At 41.0% G+C, this 17070-nt stretch carries 11 protein-coding genes, 2 rRNA genes and 1 pseudogene (1 of these 14 running past the window's edge); 13 read left to right on the top strand and 1 reads right to left on the bottom strand.

Annotation, left to right across the window (positions count from 1 at the left end):
* Both RCP16_RS22130 and rrf read left to right on the top strand, forming a co-directional pair.
* Nucleotides 1-2409: ribosomal RNA gene (locus RCP16_RS22130) — 23S ribosomal RNA — on the top strand (it extends 514 nt beyond the left edge of the window).
* Between the two features lie 63 nt (nt 2410-2472).
* Nucleotides 2473-2589 (top strand): 5S ribosomal RNA (gene rrf / locus RCP16_RS22135).
* Between the two features lie 325 nt (nt 2590-2914).
* On the opposite strand, the gene serS is transcribed toward rrf, so the two are convergent.
* Nucleotides 2915-4216: a serine--tRNA ligase gene (serS, locus tag RCP16_RS22140; protein WP_308641372.1), complete on the bottom strand. Its 1302-nt coding sequence runs from the start codon at nt 4214-4216 to the stop codon at nt 2915-2917.
* 713 nt (nt 4217-4929) lie between these two features.
* Between serS and RCP16_RS22145 the strand changes: the two genes are divergently transcribed.
* The 11 genes and pseudogenes from RCP16_RS22145 (at nt 4930) to gltX (ending at nt 16871) form a co-directional block, all read left to right on the top strand.
* Nucleotides 4930-5391 carry a CtsR family transcriptional regulator gene (locus RCP16_RS22145; RefSeq protein ID WP_069328322.1) on the top strand — a complete coding sequence of 154 codons (462 nt, stop codon included), beginning with the start codon at nt 4930-4932 and terminating at the stop codon, nt 5389-5391.
* Between the two features lie 27 nt (nt 5392-5418).
* Nucleotides 5419-5942: pseudogene (mcsA, locus tag RCP16_RS22150) on the top strand (protein-arginine kinase activator protein McsA).
* A 13-nt stretch (nt 5943-5955) separates the two neighbouring features.
* Complete coding sequence (mcsB, locus tag RCP16_RS22155; RefSeq protein ID WP_137225658.1) at nt 5956-7029, top strand: protein arginine kinase; 1074 nt, start codon at nt 5956-5958, stop codon at nt 7027-7029.
* Nucleotides 7030-7049: 20 nt separating this feature from the next.
* Nucleotides 7050-9545, top strand: a complete 2496-nt coding sequence (gene clpC / locus RCP16_RS22160) for an ATP-dependent protease ATP-binding subunit ClpC (RefSeq protein ID WP_069328325.1) — start codon at nt 7050-7052, stop codon at nt 9543-9545.
* Nucleotides 9546-9743: 198 nt separating this feature from the next.
* Nucleotides 9744-11117, top strand: coding sequence for a DNA repair protein RadA (radA, locus tag RCP16_RS22165; RefSeq protein ID WP_069328326.1), 1374 nt, complete (start codon nt 9744-9746; stop codon nt 11115-11117).
* Nucleotides 11118-11129: 12 nt separating this feature from the next.
* Nucleotides 11130-12206: a DNA integrity scanning diadenylate cyclase DisA gene (disA, locus tag RCP16_RS22170; protein ID WP_069328327.1), complete on the top strand. Its 1077-nt coding sequence runs from the start codon at nt 11130-11132 to the stop codon at nt 12204-12206.
* 55 nt (nt 12207-12261) lie between these two features.
* A complete protein-coding gene (pssA, locus tag RCP16_RS22175; RefSeq protein ID WP_069328328.1) occupies nt 12262-12972 on the top strand; it encodes a CDP-diacylglycerol--serine O-phosphatidyltransferase in 711 nt (236 codons plus the stop codon).
* Between the two features lie 104 nt (nt 12973-13076).
* Nucleotides 13077-14069 (top strand): PIN/TRAM domain-containing protein, encoded by a 993-nt coding sequence (locus RCP16_RS22180; protein WP_308641373.1) that lies wholly within the window; start codon nt 13077-13079, stop codon nt 14067-14069.
* Between the two features lie 127 nt (nt 14070-14196).
* On the top strand, nt 14197-14892 hold the full coding sequence (gene ispD / locus RCP16_RS22185) for a 2-C-methyl-D-erythritol 4-phosphate cytidylyltransferase (protein ID WP_308641374.1): 696 nt from the start codon (nt 14197-14199) through the stop codon (nt 14890-14892).
* A complete protein-coding gene (gene ispF / locus RCP16_RS22190; protein ID WP_069328331.1) occupies nt 14892-15368 on the top strand; it encodes a 2-C-methyl-D-erythritol 2,4-cyclodiphosphate synthase in 477 nt (158 codons plus the stop codon). The genes ispD and ispF overlap by 1 nt, the downstream gene beginning before the upstream one ends.
* A 42-nt stretch (nt 15369-15410) precedes the next feature.
* The gene (gltX, locus tag RCP16_RS22195; protein ID WP_308641375.1) at nt 15411-16871 is read left to right on the top strand and encodes a glutamate--tRNA ligase; all 1461 of its coding nucleotides are present in this window, start codon (nt 15411-15413) and stop codon (nt 16869-16871) included.
* Nucleotides 16872-17070: the final 199 nt, after the last annotated feature.

The raw sequence follows: 17070 nt of genomic DNA on the forward strand, positions 1-17070 counted from the left end.
GGAAAGGTGAAAAGGACCCCGGAAGGGGAGTGAAATAGAACCTGAAACCGTGTGCTTACAAAAAGTCAGAGCCCTATTAATGGGTGATGGCGTGCCTTTTGTAGAATGAACCGGCGAGTTACGTTCCCGTGCAAGGTTAAGGTGAAAAGCCGGAGCCGCAGCGAAAGCGAGTCTGAATAGGGCGATTAAGTACGTGGACGTAGACCCGAAACCAGGTGATCTACCCCTGTCCAGGGTGAAGGTACGGTAACACGTACTGGAGGCCCGAACCCACGCACGTTGAAAAGTGCGGGGATGAGGTGGGGGTAGCGGAGAAATTCCAATCGAACCTGGAGATAGCTGGTTCTCCCCGAAATAGCTTTAGGGCTAGCCTCGGAAGTTGAGTCGTGGAGGTAGAGCACTGATTGGATGCGGGGCCCGCAAGGGTTACCAAGTTCAGTCAAACTCCGAATGCCACAGACTTTATTCCGGGAGTCAGACAGTGAGTGCTAAGATCCATTGTCGAAAGGGAAACAGCCCAGACCATCAGCTAAGGTCCCCAAGTGTGTGTTAAGTGGGAAAGGATGTGAAGTTGCACAGACAACCAGGATGTTGGCTTAGAAGCAGCCACCATTGAAAGAGTGCGTAATAGCTCACTGGTCGAGTGACTTTGCGCCGAAAATGTAACGGGGCTAAACACACCACCGAAGCTATGGCTTGATACTTTGTATCAGGGGTAGGGGAGCGTTGAATGAAGATTGAAGGTGTACCGCAAGGAGCGCTGGACCTCATTCAAGTGAGAATGCCGGTATGAGTAACGAAAAGATCAGTGAGAATCTGATCCGCCGAAAACCCAAGGATTCCTGAGGAAGGCTCGTCCTCTCAGGGTAAGTCGGGACCTAAGGCGAGGCCGAAAGGCGTAGTCGACGGACAACAGGTTGAAATTCCTGTACCACCGAAAGCCGTTATGAGCAATGGGATGACGCAGGAGGATAGTGACGCGGACTGATGGATGTCCGTTCAAGCAGTGAGGCTGGTATGTAGGCAAATCCGCATACCGCAAGGCCAGGCTGTGATGAGGAGCGAAAATTGTAGTAGCGAAGGTCATGATTTCACACTGCCAAGAAAAGTCTCTAGCCAGGAAGCAGGTGCCCGTACCGTAAACCGACACAGGTGGGTGAGAAGAGAATTCTAAGGCGCGCGGAAGAACTCTCGTTAAGGAACTCGGCAAAATGACCCCGTAACTTCGGGAGAAGGGGTGCCCCGGTAGTGTGAATAGCACGAGGGGGCCGCAGTGAAAAGGCCCAAGCGACTGTTTAGCAAAAACACAGGTCTGTGCGAAGCCGCAAGGCGAAGTATACGGGCTGACGCCTGCCCGGTGCTGGAAGGTTAAGGGGAGTGGTTAGCGCAAGCGAAGCTATGAACCGAAGCCCCAGTAAACGGCGGCCGTAACTATAACGGTCCTAAGGTAGCGAAATTCCTTGTCAGGTAAATTCTGACCCGCACGAATGGCGTAACGATTTGGGCGCTGTCTCAACGAGAGATCCGGTGAAATTTTAATACCTGTGAAGATGCAGGTTACCCGCGACAAGACGGAAAGACCCCATGGAGCTTTACTGCAACTTGATATTGAACTGGGGTGCGATTTGTACAGGATAGGTGGGAGCCGTAGAAACCGGAGCGCAAGCTTCGGTTGAGGCGCCGTTGGGATACCACCCTGATCGCATTTGAGTTCTAACCTCGTACCGTGATCCGGTACAGGGACCGTGTCAGGTGGGCAGTTTGACTGGGGCGGTCGCCTCCTAAAGTGTAACGGAGGCGCCCTAAGGTTCCCTCAGAATGGTTGGAAATCATTCGAAGAGTGTAAAGGCATAAGGGAGCTTGACTGCGAGACAGACACGTCGAGCAGGGACGAAAGTCGGGCTTAGTGATCCGGTGGTACCGCATGGAAGGGCCATCGCTCAACGGATAAAAGCTACCCTGGGGATAACAGGCTTATCTCCCCCAAGAGTCCACATCGACGGGGAGGTTTGGCACCTCGATGTCGGCTCATCGCATCCTGGGGCTGAAGTAGGTCCCAAGGGTTGGGCTGTTCGCCCATTAAAGCGGTACGCGAGCTGGGTTCAGAACGTCGTGAGACAGTTCGGTCCCTATCTGTCGTGGGCGTAGGAAATTTGAGAGGAGCTGTCCTTAGTACGAGAGGACCGGGATGGACGCACCGCTGGTGTACCAGTTGTTCCGCCAGGAGCATCGCTGGGTAGCTACGTGCGGAAGGGATAAGCGCTGAAAGCATCTAAGCGTGAAGCCCCCCTCAAGATGAGATTTCCCAGTATGTAAGACCCCTTGTAGACGACGAGGTTGATAGGTTGGGGGTGGAAGTGCCGCAAGGCATGGAGCTGACCAATACTAATCGGTCGAGGGCTTATCCAAATCTACAAATGCGATGTTTCAGTTTTCGGATTCAGTTTTCAGGGAGCAACATTAGCCTGACTGTTTGGTAATGATGGCGGAGGGGTTCCACACGTACCCATCCCGAACACGACCGTTAAGCCCTCCAGCGCCGATGGTACTTGGACCGCAGGGTCCTGGGAGAGTAGGACGTTGCCAAGCAACGAGCAAGACCCAAAGAGTGATTCCTATTTACAGGAGTCGCTCTTTTTTTGTTTTGTTTTTGTTTATTGATTTGCTTCGTTTAGATGTTGTACGAAATATATGGAATATCTATATAATCTTTATAGAACAAATCGATTTACGAACTGACTTAACAGATGCTAGAAATGAAAAACAATACTTTTGAAAGTATAAAGTAACTTACATGATGCTATTAAATATATATTGAGCTAGATCAATAGAGTATATTACTGTAAAATACTCATACTAGCATATAAAAAAGGACATCTTTTAAATCAAAGATGTCCTTTTTTTCATATACAATTTAAAGAAAATTAGGATTTGCTAATTTTGCTTTATTATTGAGATAAGGACGGAGCGCTAATGGAATATAGATGCTTCCGTCTTCATACTGATGATTTTCCAATAAAGGGATTAGTATACGTGGTGAAGCAACGGCTGTGTTATTCAGCGTATGACAATATTGAATATTACCTTCACTATCTTTGTAACGTATATTGGCTCGTCTAGCTTGAAAATCATGAATATTAGAAGAAGAATGGGTTTCTCCGTAACTTTGTCTGCTCGGCATCCATGTTTCAATATCATATTGTTTGTAGGTTTTTTGAGACATGTCTCCTGTACATACGGCTACCACTTGATAAGGAAGTTCTAATAATTGAAGTAACTCTTCAGCATTAGCTGTAATCTCTTGGTGAATGTGTTCAGATATTTCAGCATTTGCTTCGCAGAAAATGACTTGTTCTACTTTGGCGAATTGATGAACTCTATATAGTCCCCGCACGTCTTTACCTGTTGATCCTACTTCGCTACGGAAATTTTGAGAAACAGCGGCTAATCGAATAGCACCTTGAGAAAGGTCAATGATCTCATTTTGATAATAAGAGACGAGAGCTACTTCAGAAGTTCCTGTTAACCATTTATCTTCGTTTTCTATTTTAAAAGTCTGATCTATTCCTAAAGGAAAGAAAGCTGTATTGCTTAGAGCCGAACTTCTTACTAACGTAGGAACCTCCATAGGAAGATAACCTTTGGCCAGTAATAGATCCAAAGCGAGTTGTTGTACTGCCCGATGTAGCAAAGCACCTATACCTGTTAAATAATAATTACGACTCCCCGCTACTCTTACTCCTCTAGAAGTATCGATCATCTGATGGATCTCACCTAGTTCTATATGATCTTTAAAAGCGAATGGGAACTCTGGTGGTGTACTCCATGTACGAATGACTACATTATCTTTATCCGATTGTCCTTGAGGCGTGTCTGGAGAAACATAATTAGGAACAAGTTCCATCAGTTGAGTATATTCCTGTTGAACAACTTTACTTTCTTGTTCCAATTGTTGAAGTTCTTGATTGATTTGTTTGACTTGATCTTTAAGGGCTTGGATCGTTTCTATAGGTAATAACGACTGTTGTTGCATATGACCACTAATAGTATGTGTTAACTGATTTCGTTGCTGACGCAATTGTTCGATCTGCTGTAAATATTGATTTTTGAGCTGGTTTTTTTCAAGAAGAGTTGTGATCGATACGTCTATTTTTTTCTGATCAGCCACCTCTTGTAGTTCTGTAAAATGATTTTTAATATACTGGATGTCTAACATAAATCACCGCTCCTTTTTCAAATTGAAAGGTAAAATGCACAAAAAAGCTCCTCATCACTTGGGACGAGGAGCTTTTTGCTCGCGGTGCCACCCAACTTGATCAAATACTTTATAGTATCTGATCCTCTTAGGTTTCGCGATAACGGGCGAAAACCGTTTAACTTAGGAAGCAACAAGTAGAAATCTATCATTTCTTTGCTGCTTCTTGCCGAGAACGCCTCCAGGTTGGATTCCTTTCGATGGCCGTTTCATAGTATTGAATTTGTTGTATTGTAGCGTACTTTTAAAAAAAGTGTCAAGGGATACTTGCAACTAATTTTTATTTCTGATAGGTTGTATACAACTAAATTCTTAAAAATATGATTTTCTATATTATATTTTGTCTAAACCCCTTGGCAAATTCTGAAAATATGTTATAATTAATTAAAGTCAAAGAAAGTCAAAGTCAGCGACTATTCAAAATAATAACTGATCTAGTTATTGCGAGATATGAATATACCTGATGGTTTGATGTTAAATAGGATTTATGAACTTTTGATTATAATGATCAGATTATTCATGAATCTATTGCTGTATCATCAAACTGTATATCTTCTTTGGTTTCTTACGATTAGGTTTATGGTTAAGTGATATCTATCTGCTATTTTGAACTTATGATAAATGGATCAAAGTTAGAATAAGTAAATGTTTTAAACATGATGGAGGAATATACAATGCGTAATATCTCCGACATTATCGAACAATATCTAAAACGAATGCTGCAAGATAGTGGAGAGGGAGCAGTCGAGATACAGCGTAATGATTTAGCTGATCAATTCTCTTGTGTACCTTCGCAGATCAATTATGTAATTAGTACACGTTTTACATTGGAAAAAGGATATCTGGTTGAAAGCAAGCGCGGTGGCGGTGGTTATATTCGTATCCGGCGTCTTGAATTGCCTGCTCAAGCTATTCTTCATACTCATATTCATGAGAGTATTGGACAGCATATGAGCCAGACAGCTGCTGAAGGTTTGGTATATCAGTTACTTGAAGCTAGAGTCATTTCCAATCGTGAAGCAGAACTGATGCGTGCAGCAGTATGTAGAGATGTTATTTCGATCAAGCTTCCCTACAGGGATGAGATCCGTGCAAGAATGATGAAGGCGATGTTAATTGCATTGCTTCGTCCCTAATCATTCGGGAGAAAGGGGCAATACGTGATGATTTGTCAAGAATGTCAGGTAAGACCGGCAACTCTTCATTTTACTAAAATTGTTAACGGTGAAAAAAATGAGTTTCATATTTGTGAGACTTGTGCTCGTGAAAAAGGCGAATTGATTCCGGGAACTTCCGGAGGCTTTTCGATTCATAGTCTACTATCTGGTCTAATGGATTTTGATTCTAGTAGTAAAGGGCAACTTGCCGGGCAATGTAGTGAAGATGTTCATTGTGAAGAATGTGGTATGACATATACTCAATTTCGTAAATTAGGACGATTTGGGTGTAGTTCATGTTATAAAACGTTTGATAATCAATTAGATCCTCTTTTAAAAGAGTACATGGCAGCACTTCTCATGCTGGCAAGCTTCCTAAACGAAGTGGAGTCAAAGTTAAAATCAAGCGTCAAATGAGTGACTTAAAGCAAGAATTAAAAGAACGTATTGCTGAAGAGGAATTTGAAGAAGCCGCACATTTGAGAGATGAAATACGCGAGCTAGAAAAACAAATTTCACAGGAGTCATAAGGAGGAATAACTTATGCCGAATCTCCGTTTTACAGAAAAACCTTTGAGCGATTGGATGCAAAAGGGCGGAGAATATTCGGATGTTGTGATCAGTAGTCGGGTGCGTATAGCCCGTAATCTGATACATCACCCTTTCCCGATTCTGGCAAATATGGAGCAGGCGCAAGATGTACGGAACCAGTTAACAGAAGTGTTGAGTAATGAAGCACTTCAAGATTTGGGACCGTTCGAGCCATTGCTTTTAGATGAATTAGAAGATGTAGATCGCCAAGTGTTAATGGAGAAACATTTGATCAGTCCCAATTTACTGAATGATTCCAAAAGTGGAGCTGTTCTGCTAACCGATGATGAATCTGTTAGTATCATGGTAAATGAAGAAGATCATTTGCGTATCCAGTGTTTATATCCTGGATTTCAATTGCAAGAAGCATGGGAACGTGCGACTCAAATTGATGATGCTTTTGAAGAAGTAGTGGACTTTGCTTTCGATGATCGCAGAGGTTATCTGACAAGTTGTCCAACTAATGTAGGTACAGGGCTTAGAGTGTCTGTAATGCTCCATCTACCTGCACTGGCTATTATGAATCAGGTAGGGCGTGTGTTATCTGCTGTATCTCAAGTAGGACTTGCTGTACGAGGTCTATACGGAGAAGGTAGCGAAGCGATCGGAAATATTTTTCAAATTTCCAACCAGATTACATTGGGCTTAGCTGAAGAAGAAATCATTGATAACTTGCACAGCGTTGTTTTACAACTGATAGAGTATGAACAACATGCTCGCAGTCGTTTGCTAAGCGAATCCAAATTGCGTGTAACTGATCGAATTATGCGTTCGTATGGAATACTTTCTTATTCAACGATGATGGATTCCAAAGAAGCTTTCCAACGCATTTCCGATGTACGCTTGGGTGTAGACCTTGGTCTTATAGATAAAGCTTCTGTTACACAAATGAACGAATTAACGATAATGACACAACCGGGTTTTCTTCAGAAAACATTCGGTGTTAAAATGGGGTCAGGAGAAAGCGATATGTACCGAGCGCAACTGATCCGTAATACATTAAGTAATGTAAACGTACAAGACTAAACCGTGGAGGTGCTTTAGATATGATGTTTGGTAGATTTACGGAACGTGCGCAAAAGGTTCTTGCGTTGGCACAAGAAGAGGCAGTTCGTTTGGGTCACAATAATATTGGTACAGAGCATATTTTGCTTGGTTTGATTCGTGAAGGTGAAGGCATTGCAGCCAAAGCACTTATCGGTCTAGGTCTTGGACTTGAAAAAATTCAAGATGAAGTAGAATCATTGATCGGTAGAGGTCAAGAACAACCTACTAATATCGCTTATACACCACGTGCGAAAAAAGTTATTGAACTTTCTATGGATGAAGCTCGTAAATTGGGTCATACCTATGTAGGTACAGAGCACATTTTATTGGGATTGATTCGTGAAGGTGAAGGCGTAGCCGCTCGTGTTCTTAATAATCTAGGTATTAGCTTAAACAAAGCTCGTCAACAAGTATTGCAATTGCTTGGTAGCAATGAAGCGGTATCTAGTCATCATGGTACACCAGCTAACGTGAGTACACCTACTCTAGATAGCTTGGCACGTGATTTGACAGCTATCGCTAAAGATAGCAACTTGGATCCTGTAATTGGACGTAGCAAAGAGATTGAGCGTGTCATTCAAGTGCTTAGTCGTCGTACCAAAAACAATCCAGTATTGATCGGTGAACCAGGGGTTGGTAAAACAGCAATCGCTGAAGGATTAGCACAAAAAATTATCAACAACGAAATTCCTGAAACATTGCGCGACAAACGTGTAATGACTCTAGATATGGGTTCTGTAGTTGCTGGAACTAAATATCGCGGTGAATTTGAAGATCGTTTGAAAAAAATCATGGATGAAATTCGTCAAGCAGGTAACATCGTACTGTTTATTGATGAGTTGCACACGTTGATTGGTGCTGGTGGAGCTGAAGGTGCTATTGATGCTTCTAATATTTTAAAACCAGCATTGGCTCGTGGTGAACTACAATGTATCGGTGCGACAACACTTGATGAGTACCGTAAATATATCGAAAAAGATGCAGCCTTAGAACGTCGTTTCCAACCTATTACTGTAGATCAACCTTCACCTGATGAAGCGGTTCAGATCTTAATGGGATTGCGCGATCGTTATGAAGCTCATCACCGTGTAAAAATTACAGATGAAGCGATTGTACAAGCTGTTAAATTGTCTGATCGTTATATCACAGATCGTTTCTTACCGGATAAAGCGATTGATTTGATCGATGAAGCAGGATCTAAAGTAAGATTAAATTCTTATACAATCCCGCCAAATCTTAAACAATTGGAAAGTCGCTTAGAAGATATCCGTAAAGAGAAAGATGCTGCTGTACAAAGCCAAGAGTTTGAAAAAGCAGCTGCTTTACGTGATACAGAACAAAAAATTCGTGAAGAATTAGATACGACGAAAAATCAGTGGAAAGAAAAACAAGGTCGTACGGATTCTGAAGTAACTCCAGAAGATATTGCTGATATCGTAGCAAGCTGGACAGGTATTCCGGTAACGAAATTGAAAGAAGAAGAAACAGATCGTCTATTGAACATGGAAGAACTGTTGCACCAACGTGTTATCGGTCAAGATGAAGCTGTTGTAGCTGTTAGCCGTGCGATTCGTCGTGCTCGTGCTGGATTAAAAGATCCTAAACGTCCAATGGGTTCCTTTATTTTCTTAGGACCTACAGGGGTTGGTAAAACAGAATTGGCTCGTGCTTTAGCAGAATCTATGTTTGGTGATGAAAATGCGATTATTCGTATCGATATGTCCGAATACATGGAGAAACATTCTACTTCACGTTTAGTAGGGGCTCCTCCAGGATATGTAGGCTATGAAGAAGGCGGCCAATTGACAGAGAAAGTACGTCGCAAACCGTATTCTGTAGTGCTATTGGATGAGATTGAAAAAGCTCACCCAGAAGTATTTAATATCTTGTTACAGGTATTAGAAGATGGACGTCTTACTGATTCTAAAGGACGTGTTGTCGATTTCCGTAATACGTTGATTATTTTGACTTCCAACGTCGGTGCAGATGCAATTCGTCGTAATTCTACGCTTGGATTTACAGCTGCTGTAGATTCTGGGGCAGATTACAAAAACATGAAGGGTAAAGTAACGGATGAACTGAAACGTAGTTTCCGTCCTGAGTTCTTGAACCGGATTGATGATACAATTGTATTCCACTCCTTGGAACAAAAACATATTGCTGAAATCGTAACGTTAATGTCTGAAGAACTGCGTAAACGTCTACGTGAATATGCAGTAGACTTTACTTTGACAGATACAGCTAAAGCATTCTTGGCAAAAGAAGGATTCGATCCTGCTTATGGTGCGCGTCCATTACGTCGTGCAATCCAAAAACATATCGAAGACAAATTGTCTGAAGAATTGTTAACAGGTGGTATCGTCAAAGGAGATACGTTGATCATCGATGAAAAAGACGGTGCTTTGACTGTAGAGAAAGTAGCTAAAACAGAAGCACCTGTAGAAAACATTTCGATTGATGAATCTACATCGGATGAAGCTAAATCTTCGAACTAAGTGTAACTTATTTATCATCATTTACGTCTAACTAAAGGTTGGTTCTTGAGAGCAGAATTTGCTCCGGGATCAACCTTTTTGATGTTATAATAGAGAAGATGTATCGCAAAGATGTAAAGTTTACAATATTGTTTTACGATAAAACGTATAGAATGTTAAGCTTATAATAAGTTGACATCAATATAGAGGGAGTTATCCATGGCTAAAGTCAAAACCAAGTTTTTTTGTACAGAATGTGGATACGAATCTCCAAAATGGTATGGTAAATGTCCGGGATGTCAGTCTTGGAATAGTATGGTTGAAGAAAAAGAAAGCAATGTAAAAACACAAGGGATGAATTCTTCTTTATTTCAGACACAGACGAAGCAAAAACCGCAAGCCATTACAGAAATTGAAAGCGGCAAAGAACCTCGCATCCAGACAGGGATTGGAGAACTAAACCGTGTATTAGGTGGTGGTGTTGTTCCAGGTTCGCTAGTCTTAGTCGGTGGAGATCCGGGTATCGGTAAGTCTACATTGTTATTACAAACTTCCTATGCGCTAACACAAGCTGGATTACGTGTTCTTTATATATCAGGAGAAGAGTCGGTAAGACAGACCAAGTTACGTGCAGAACGTCTTGGAGCCTTATCAGATCAATTATTTGTACTTTGTGAAAGTAATATGGATCTGATCGAAGAAGCGATTGATCAATTAGATCCTCATTTTCTAGTGATCGATTCTATACAGACGGTATATCAACCTGAAGTTACTAGTGCACCAGGTAGTGTATCTCAAGTACGTGAGTGTACATCACGATTTATGAGAGTAGCCAAAATTCGTGGAGTGGCTACAGTGCTTGTAGGGCATGTTACCAAAGAAGGTGCAATTGCAGGCCCAAGGATGCTTGAACATATGGTAGACTGTGTACTTTATTTTGAAGGGGAACGTCATCATACGTACAGAATATTAAGAGCTGTTAAAAATCGTTTTGGTTCTACCAATGAAATGGGTATTTTTGAAATGCATGAAGATGGATTGATCGAAGTCTCCAATCCGTCTGAATTATTTATATCAGAACGTTCGATAGGTGTAGCCGGCTCTACAGTGGTTGCTAGTATGGAAGGCACACGCCCTATGCTTGTTGAACTGCAAGCGCTTGTTGCTGCAACTCATTTTCCTTCTCCACGTCGTATGGGAACAGGTGTTGATCATAACCGATTGAGTCTGATTATTGCTGTATTGGAAAAGCGGATGGGGATGTTTCTACAAAATCAGGATGCTTATCTGAATGTAGCAGGCGGAGTGAAATTAGATGAACCTGCTGTAGATTTAGCAATTGCAGTCAGTCTAGCTTCTAGCTTCAAAGACGTTCCAACCAAACCAGATGATGTGATATTTGGAGAAATTGGATTGACTGGTGAAGTGCGTGGTGTATCTCGGGCAGAACAACGGGTTAAAGAAGCTGCCAAGTTAGGATTTAAACGAGTGATTTTACCCGAAAAAAGTCTGAAAGGATGGAAGCATCCTAAAGGTATACAATTAATCGGTATTAATACAGTAGCAGAAGCATTAAAGGCTGCGTTAGATTAGGGGGACATAATGATGAAAGAACTCAGTCAGCTTGAGAAGATGAATAATTTGTTGAAAATGGTTGCGCCTGGTACAGCTTTTCGCGATGGATTAGAGAATGTATTGCGTGCCAAAACAGGAGCATTGATTGTGGTTGGTTACAGCCCGCAAGTTAGAGAAGTTGTCGATGGAGGATTCTCAATTGACTGTGATTTTTCACCAAACTATCTGTATGAACTGGGCAAAATGGATGGAGCGATCATTTTAAGTGATGATCTCAAGCGTATTTTATATGCGAATACACAGTTGATTCCTGATTCTTCGATATCTTCATCCGAAACAGGGATTCGTCACCGTACGGCAGAGCGTGTAGCCAAGCAAACAGGAGAGTTAGTCATTTCAATTTCACAGCGTCGGAATATCATTACGCTATATCAGGGTAATCTTAGATATGCACTGAAAGAAATTGGTGTTATTTTAACCAAAGCCAATCAAGCGATTCAGACATTGGAACGTTATCGGGCGGTGTTGAGTCAATCCTTTACCAACCTGACAGCTTCTGAGTTCGAACAATTAGTGACGATTACAGAAGTAGCAGGTGTAGTACAACGTGTAGAAATGGTACTACGTATACAGACAGAGATTCGGCGTTATGTTAATGAGTTGGGTGTTGAAGGTCGTCTTATCACCATGCAAATGGAAGAATTGATTGGCAATACAGAAGAAGAATTTCTATTGTTGCTTAAAGACTATGGTCGGGATAGTAGCGATGAACGTCTTAATGAAATTACCAACAGTCTCAAACGTACCACAGAAAACGAATTGTTAGATATTACACAAATTATTAAGTTATTAGGGTATCCGACAGCAGCAGCTCAATCTGAAGAAGTTATTTCTTCTAGAGGATATCGCGTACTTAGCAAAATTCCACGTTTGCCGAATGTGATTATTCATAATTTGGTGGAACGCTTTGGTGCATTGCATCATGTAATTGCAGCAAGTATTGATGATTTGGATGAGGTAGAAGGTATTGGGGAAGTACGAGCACGGACGATTCGAGCAGGGTTACATCGCATCCAAGATCAAGTATTCATTGACAGACAAATTTAATTTAGCTACAATCGTGAGATGAACTGGTTAATATATCCATCTTTGAGGTGAAAAAATGATAACAAAGTCAATTCCAAACATTTGTACGTTATTTAACTTATGTCTTGGGATGGTAGCTATTCTAATGGCGCTTAATGATAATTACAGTCTTGCAGCCATTATGATCATAATAGCGATGTTGATGGACGGTCTGGACGGTCGTATGGCACGTGCGCTTAATGCACAGAGTGAGTTTGGAAAAGAGTTGGATTCACTGTCTGATCTTGTTTCTTTTGGCGTAGCACCTATTATTATTATGTATGATATAGCATTTAAAGAGTTAAATCCGGTATTAGCTATTTCGGCATCTTTAATTTTTCCAATGTGTGGAGCACTTCGTCTAGCAAGATTTAATGTACGGGCTGGGGTTCCAGGGTATTTCACAGGATTACCTATTCCAGCAGCTGGTGGTGTGTTAGCTACATTGTCTTTATTTCATAATGATGTGACTACACCGTATATGATTATAAGTACTATTTTATTGTCTTATTTGATGGTCAGTCGTGTGCGCTATCCTAATTTCAAAAAAGCAGGTATTCCACGTAAAGCTTTATGGTTAGCTCCTTGGGTCATTATTGCTGCGGTCTTTATTGCAGTGATGTTTCCTAATCAGGTATCCAAATTAATTTTTGTGCCGTTAGCGTTATATGCGTTATTGGGCGTGAAGCAAAGTATAGACCGCCTCATTCGTCGACGTTCTAAAAAAGAAAAAGAATCACTTCGATAACTTTTACAGCACATGTTATGCTTAAAAGCATTTATTTCTCTACTTCCCGGGAAATGAATGCTTTTTTTCATGGAAAAAATAGATAATGTAAGGAGATTAAAAGCATGTGGCAACAATTAATAGGATCGCCCAAAGGATGGATCCAAGCACAAGAAGGTATGAATGAACTATGGATTAGTCTAGCATTTGTGATTGTAATATTGACGGTAACTATACTGAGTGTACGTAAGCTCGTTTATTATGTGGAGTATACCAAGAATCATTTACTCACTGTACCTATTTCACTTGTGATGACAGGAACGATTGGACTGACGATAGGTTTGCTTGTGGGCTTACTGAGTTCATTTATTATGATATGGTTAGGGAGTATAGGAGAAATTATTAGAGCTATTTTGATGAGTATTTTTGGTTATGTTGGACTGCGAATAGGACTTGCCAAAAGTCAGGATATTCTTTCATTTTGGAAAAGTGAATCTGTTGCTGTATCTCTACCCTCTACCGATCACAAAATGATCGACAGTAATATAGCGATCGATGGACGTATTATAGAATTGTGTCAGGATGGATTTATCGAAGGACCATTACTTGTACCAGATTTTATACTTCATGAATTACAACTTCTTGCCGATTCTTCAGATACATTACGTCGTCACCGTGGAAAACGAGGACTTGAAGTGATTACTCATTTGCAACAATTAGAATCTTTGGAAGTCATTATAGAGAATACAAAGTATGAAGAAACAGAACATACAGACAACAAGTTAATTCGACTCGCTTTGGACAAGTCAGCTACGCTTATAACCAACGATAGTAATCTACAACAACTCGCTCAGCTACAGCATATCCATGTGTTGAATCTCCATACCCTTGCTTCGATTATGAAGCCTATACTGCGTGCAGGACAAATCGTCAAAACAACCATTATGAAATCAGGCAAAGAAGCAGGGCAAGGTATCGCTTATCTAGAGGATGGAACAATGATTGTGGTAGAGGATAGCCAATCTTATATTGGGCGAGAGTGTGAAGTTATCGTGACCAGTGTGCTACAAACAGCGAATGGAAAAATGATTTTCGCTAAATTATATCGTACGGAATAAGCTACGATTCAAAGCCAATTCCTTTTAATTGTTGTGCTGTGCCTATAGAGGGGTATATTATTAAGGAATGGAGTTTGGCACTTTGATATCTATTAAAGGGCAGGACAGCAGGTTAAGGATGGGGATTATGGAAAATAAAGCAGGTGTTATTGTTGTTGCCGCGGGTAAAGGTTCACGGATGGGCACAACAGAGAGTAAGCAATATCTAAGACTGCAAAATAAGCCGATCCTGATACATACACTGGAAGTCTTTGAACATTCATCTATTATTGATGAAATTGTTATTGTAACAGGTAAAGACGATGTACAGCGTTGTGAGGATTGGATTACAGAGTATAAACTGACCAAAGTGAAGCAAGTGGTAGTTGGAGGCTATGATCGCCAAGAATCTGTTGCTCACGGTTTACAGTATATACACTCTAATTGGATCATGGTGCATGATGGCGTACGCCCTTTTATAACACAGGATCAGATTATGGATTGTTATCACAGTGCAGTTACAGCCGGAGCATCTGTATTGGCTGTACCGGTTAAAGATACGATCAAACAAGTCGATCTACAAAAACATATCTTAAGCACACCAGATCGCAGTCAGTTATGGGCGATTCAGACACCGCAAACGTTTCGTACTGCTGACCTTCAACAAGCGCATCAACAAGCACTGGCTGAAGAATTTCGTGGGACAGATGACTCCATGTTGATTGAACGTATGGGTGTGACTGTATCCGTAGTAGAAGGCAGTTATGAAAATATCAAAATCACGACACCGGATGATCTGGATTATGCATCTTATTTATTGCAACGTAGGGGAGAGAAAGTATAATGATTCGTATTGGACAAGGATTCGATGTACACCAGCTTGTAGAAGGAAGAGACTGTATTATCGGAGGCGTTACCCTTCCTTATGAAAAAGGATTGTTAGGTCATTCTGATGCAGACGTGCTACTACATGCGATTACAGATGCGGTATTAGGCGCACTAGCGATGGGAGATATCGGTAAACATTTTCCAGACACAGATCCTGAATTTAAAGATGCAGATAGCTTGAAATTGCTTAATCATGTATGGGCACTTATTCGTGAACGTGGATATCGTCTGGGAAATATTGATGCAACAATTATTGCGCAAAAACCTAAAATGGCTCCTTATATTCCGCAAATGGTTGAAGTGATTGCTAAAGCATTAGAAGCTGAATTGGATCAGGTGAATGTAAAAGCAACGACTACAGAACAATTAGGATTTGCAGGCCGTGGAGAAGGTATTGCTGCACAAGCAGTGGTATGCTTAATTAAAGAGTAATAAGTGAGACTAACCGTAATACACTGAAGGAGGAAATAACAAATGACTAACGAAGTTCGAGTTCGATACGCACCAAGTCCAACAGGACATTTACACATCGGGAATGCACGTACAGCCTTATTTAACTATTTATTTGCTCGTAGTCAAGGGGGCAAATTCATTATAAGAATTGAAGATACAGATATCAAACGTAATATTGAAGGTGGCGAAGAAAGCCAGCTGACGTATTTGAAATGGTTAGGGATGAATTGGGATGAAAGTATTGATGTAGGTGGCGACTATGGTCCTTATCGTCAGACAGAACGTCTAGACATCTATCGTGAGTACTGGCAAGACCTGCTTGATCGCGGTCTAGCTTACAAATGTTATTGTACAGAAGAAGAACTAGAGCAAGAACGTGAAGAGCAGATTGCACGTGGCGAAAATCCTCGCTATTCAGGTAAACACCGTGATCTAACAGATGAGCAACGTGCTGCTTTTGAAGCAGAAGGTAGAGTAGCAAGTATTCGCTTCCGTGTACCGGAAAACAAAACATTTACATTCGATGATATCGTTAAAGGTGAAATCTCATTCACAACTGAAGATACAGGCGATTTTGTTATTGTCAAAAAAGACGGTATTCCTACGTATAACTTTGCGGTAGCGATTGATGACCATTTGATGAAAATCTCTCATGTGCTACGTGGAGAAGATCATATTTCCAATACTCCTCGTCAATTGATGATCTATGAAGCGTTGAACTGGGAAGCACCGATTTTCGGACATATGACACTAATTGTGAATGAAAATCATAAAAAGTTAAGCAAACGTGATGAGTCGATTATTCAGTTTATTGAACAATATGACAATTTAGGTTATTTGCCAGAAGCAATGTTTAACTTTATTGCTTTGCTAGGCTGGTCTCCAGAAGGCGAAGAAGAAATTTTCTCTCGTGAAGAATTGACCAAAATCTTTGATGCTAAACGTTTATCGAAAAGTCCGGCTGTATTTGATACACACAAATTATCTCATTTGAATAATGTGTATATCAAAAATGCAGATACAGATCGTATTAAAGCGTTGGCTGTTCCTCATTTGCAAAAAGCAGGACGTTTACCAGCGGAACTCAGTGAAGAACAACAACAATGGGCACACGATCTTGTAGCGTTGTATCAAGAGCAAATGACTTCTGCTTCCGATATTGTAGAATTATCTGAAGTGTTCTTCCGTACGCATTTGCAAATGGATCATGAATCGCAATTGATTATTGGTGAAGAGCATGTAAGTACAGTGCTTAGTGCTTTACTTGAAAAAATCAAAGCTTCAGACGAATTCAGTCCTACTCGTGCAGCAGCATTGATTAAAGAAGTCCAAAAAGAAACAGGATTTAAAGGCAAGCAACTGTTTATGCCGATCCGTGTAGCGTTGACAGGTGAAATGCATGGACGTGATCTTAACCATACGATCTACCTTTTAGGACGCGATCGTGTTATTGAACGTCTAGCTTCACAAATAAAAGGCTAATTGGTGAACAGACTGTATTGTCTAATCGCATAGAGTTCGTTATAATGATGACCTGAGAATAATTGTTGTATACCTATAAATAGCGATGATCAGGAAAAGTAAAATGATATTGTGAATCCCAGAGACGATGATCGGATTAGATAAGAATATTATCTAATGTTGGCTGGAAATCATCTATTTACAAACATTTGAACATGCA

This window comes from Paenibacillus nuruki, assembly GCF_963311185.1.
GTDB lineage: Bacteria > Bacillota > Bacilli > Paenibacillales > Paenibacillaceae > Saccharibacillus > Saccharibacillus nuruki.

Coding starts and splice junctions, on each gene's coding strand:
- ispD (WP_308641374.1), top strand. CDS start 14,197: ATGGAAAATAAAGCAGGTGTTATTGTTGTTGCCGCGGGTAAAGGTTCA.
- ispF (WP_069328331.1), top strand. CDS start 14,892: ATGATTCGTATTGGACAAGGATTCGATGTACACCAGCTTGTAGAAGGA.
- pssA (WP_069328328.1), top strand. CDS start 12,262: ATGATAACAAAGTCAATTCCAAACATTTGTACGTTATTTAACTTATGT.
- mcsB (WP_137225658.1), top strand. CDS start 5,956: ATGCCGAATCTCCGTTTTACAGAAAAACCTTTGAGCGATTGGATGCAA.
- serS (WP_308641372.1), bottom strand. CDS start 4,216: ATGTTAGACATCCAGTATATTAAAAATCATTTTACAGAACTACAAGAG.
- disA (WP_069328327.1), top strand. CDS start 11,130: ATGAAAGAACTCAGTCAGCTTGAGAAGATGAATAATTTGTTGAAAATG.
- RCP16_RS22145 (WP_069328322.1), top strand. CDS start 4,930: ATGCGTAATATCTCCGACATTATCGAACAATATCTAAAACGAATGCTG.
- RCP16_RS22180 (WP_308641373.1), top strand. CDS start 13,077: ATGTGGCAACAATTAATAGGATCGCCCAAAGGATGGATCCAAGCACAA.
- gltX (WP_308641375.1), top strand. CDS start 15,411: ATGACTAACGAAGTTCGAGTTCGATACGCACCAAGTCCAACAGGACAT.
- clpC (WP_069328325.1), top strand. CDS start 7,050: ATGATGTTTGGTAGATTTACGGAACGTGCGCAAAAGGTTCTTGCGTTG.
- radA (WP_069328326.1), top strand. CDS start 9,744: ATGGCTAAAGTCAAAACCAAGTTTTTTTGTACAGAATGTGGATACGAA.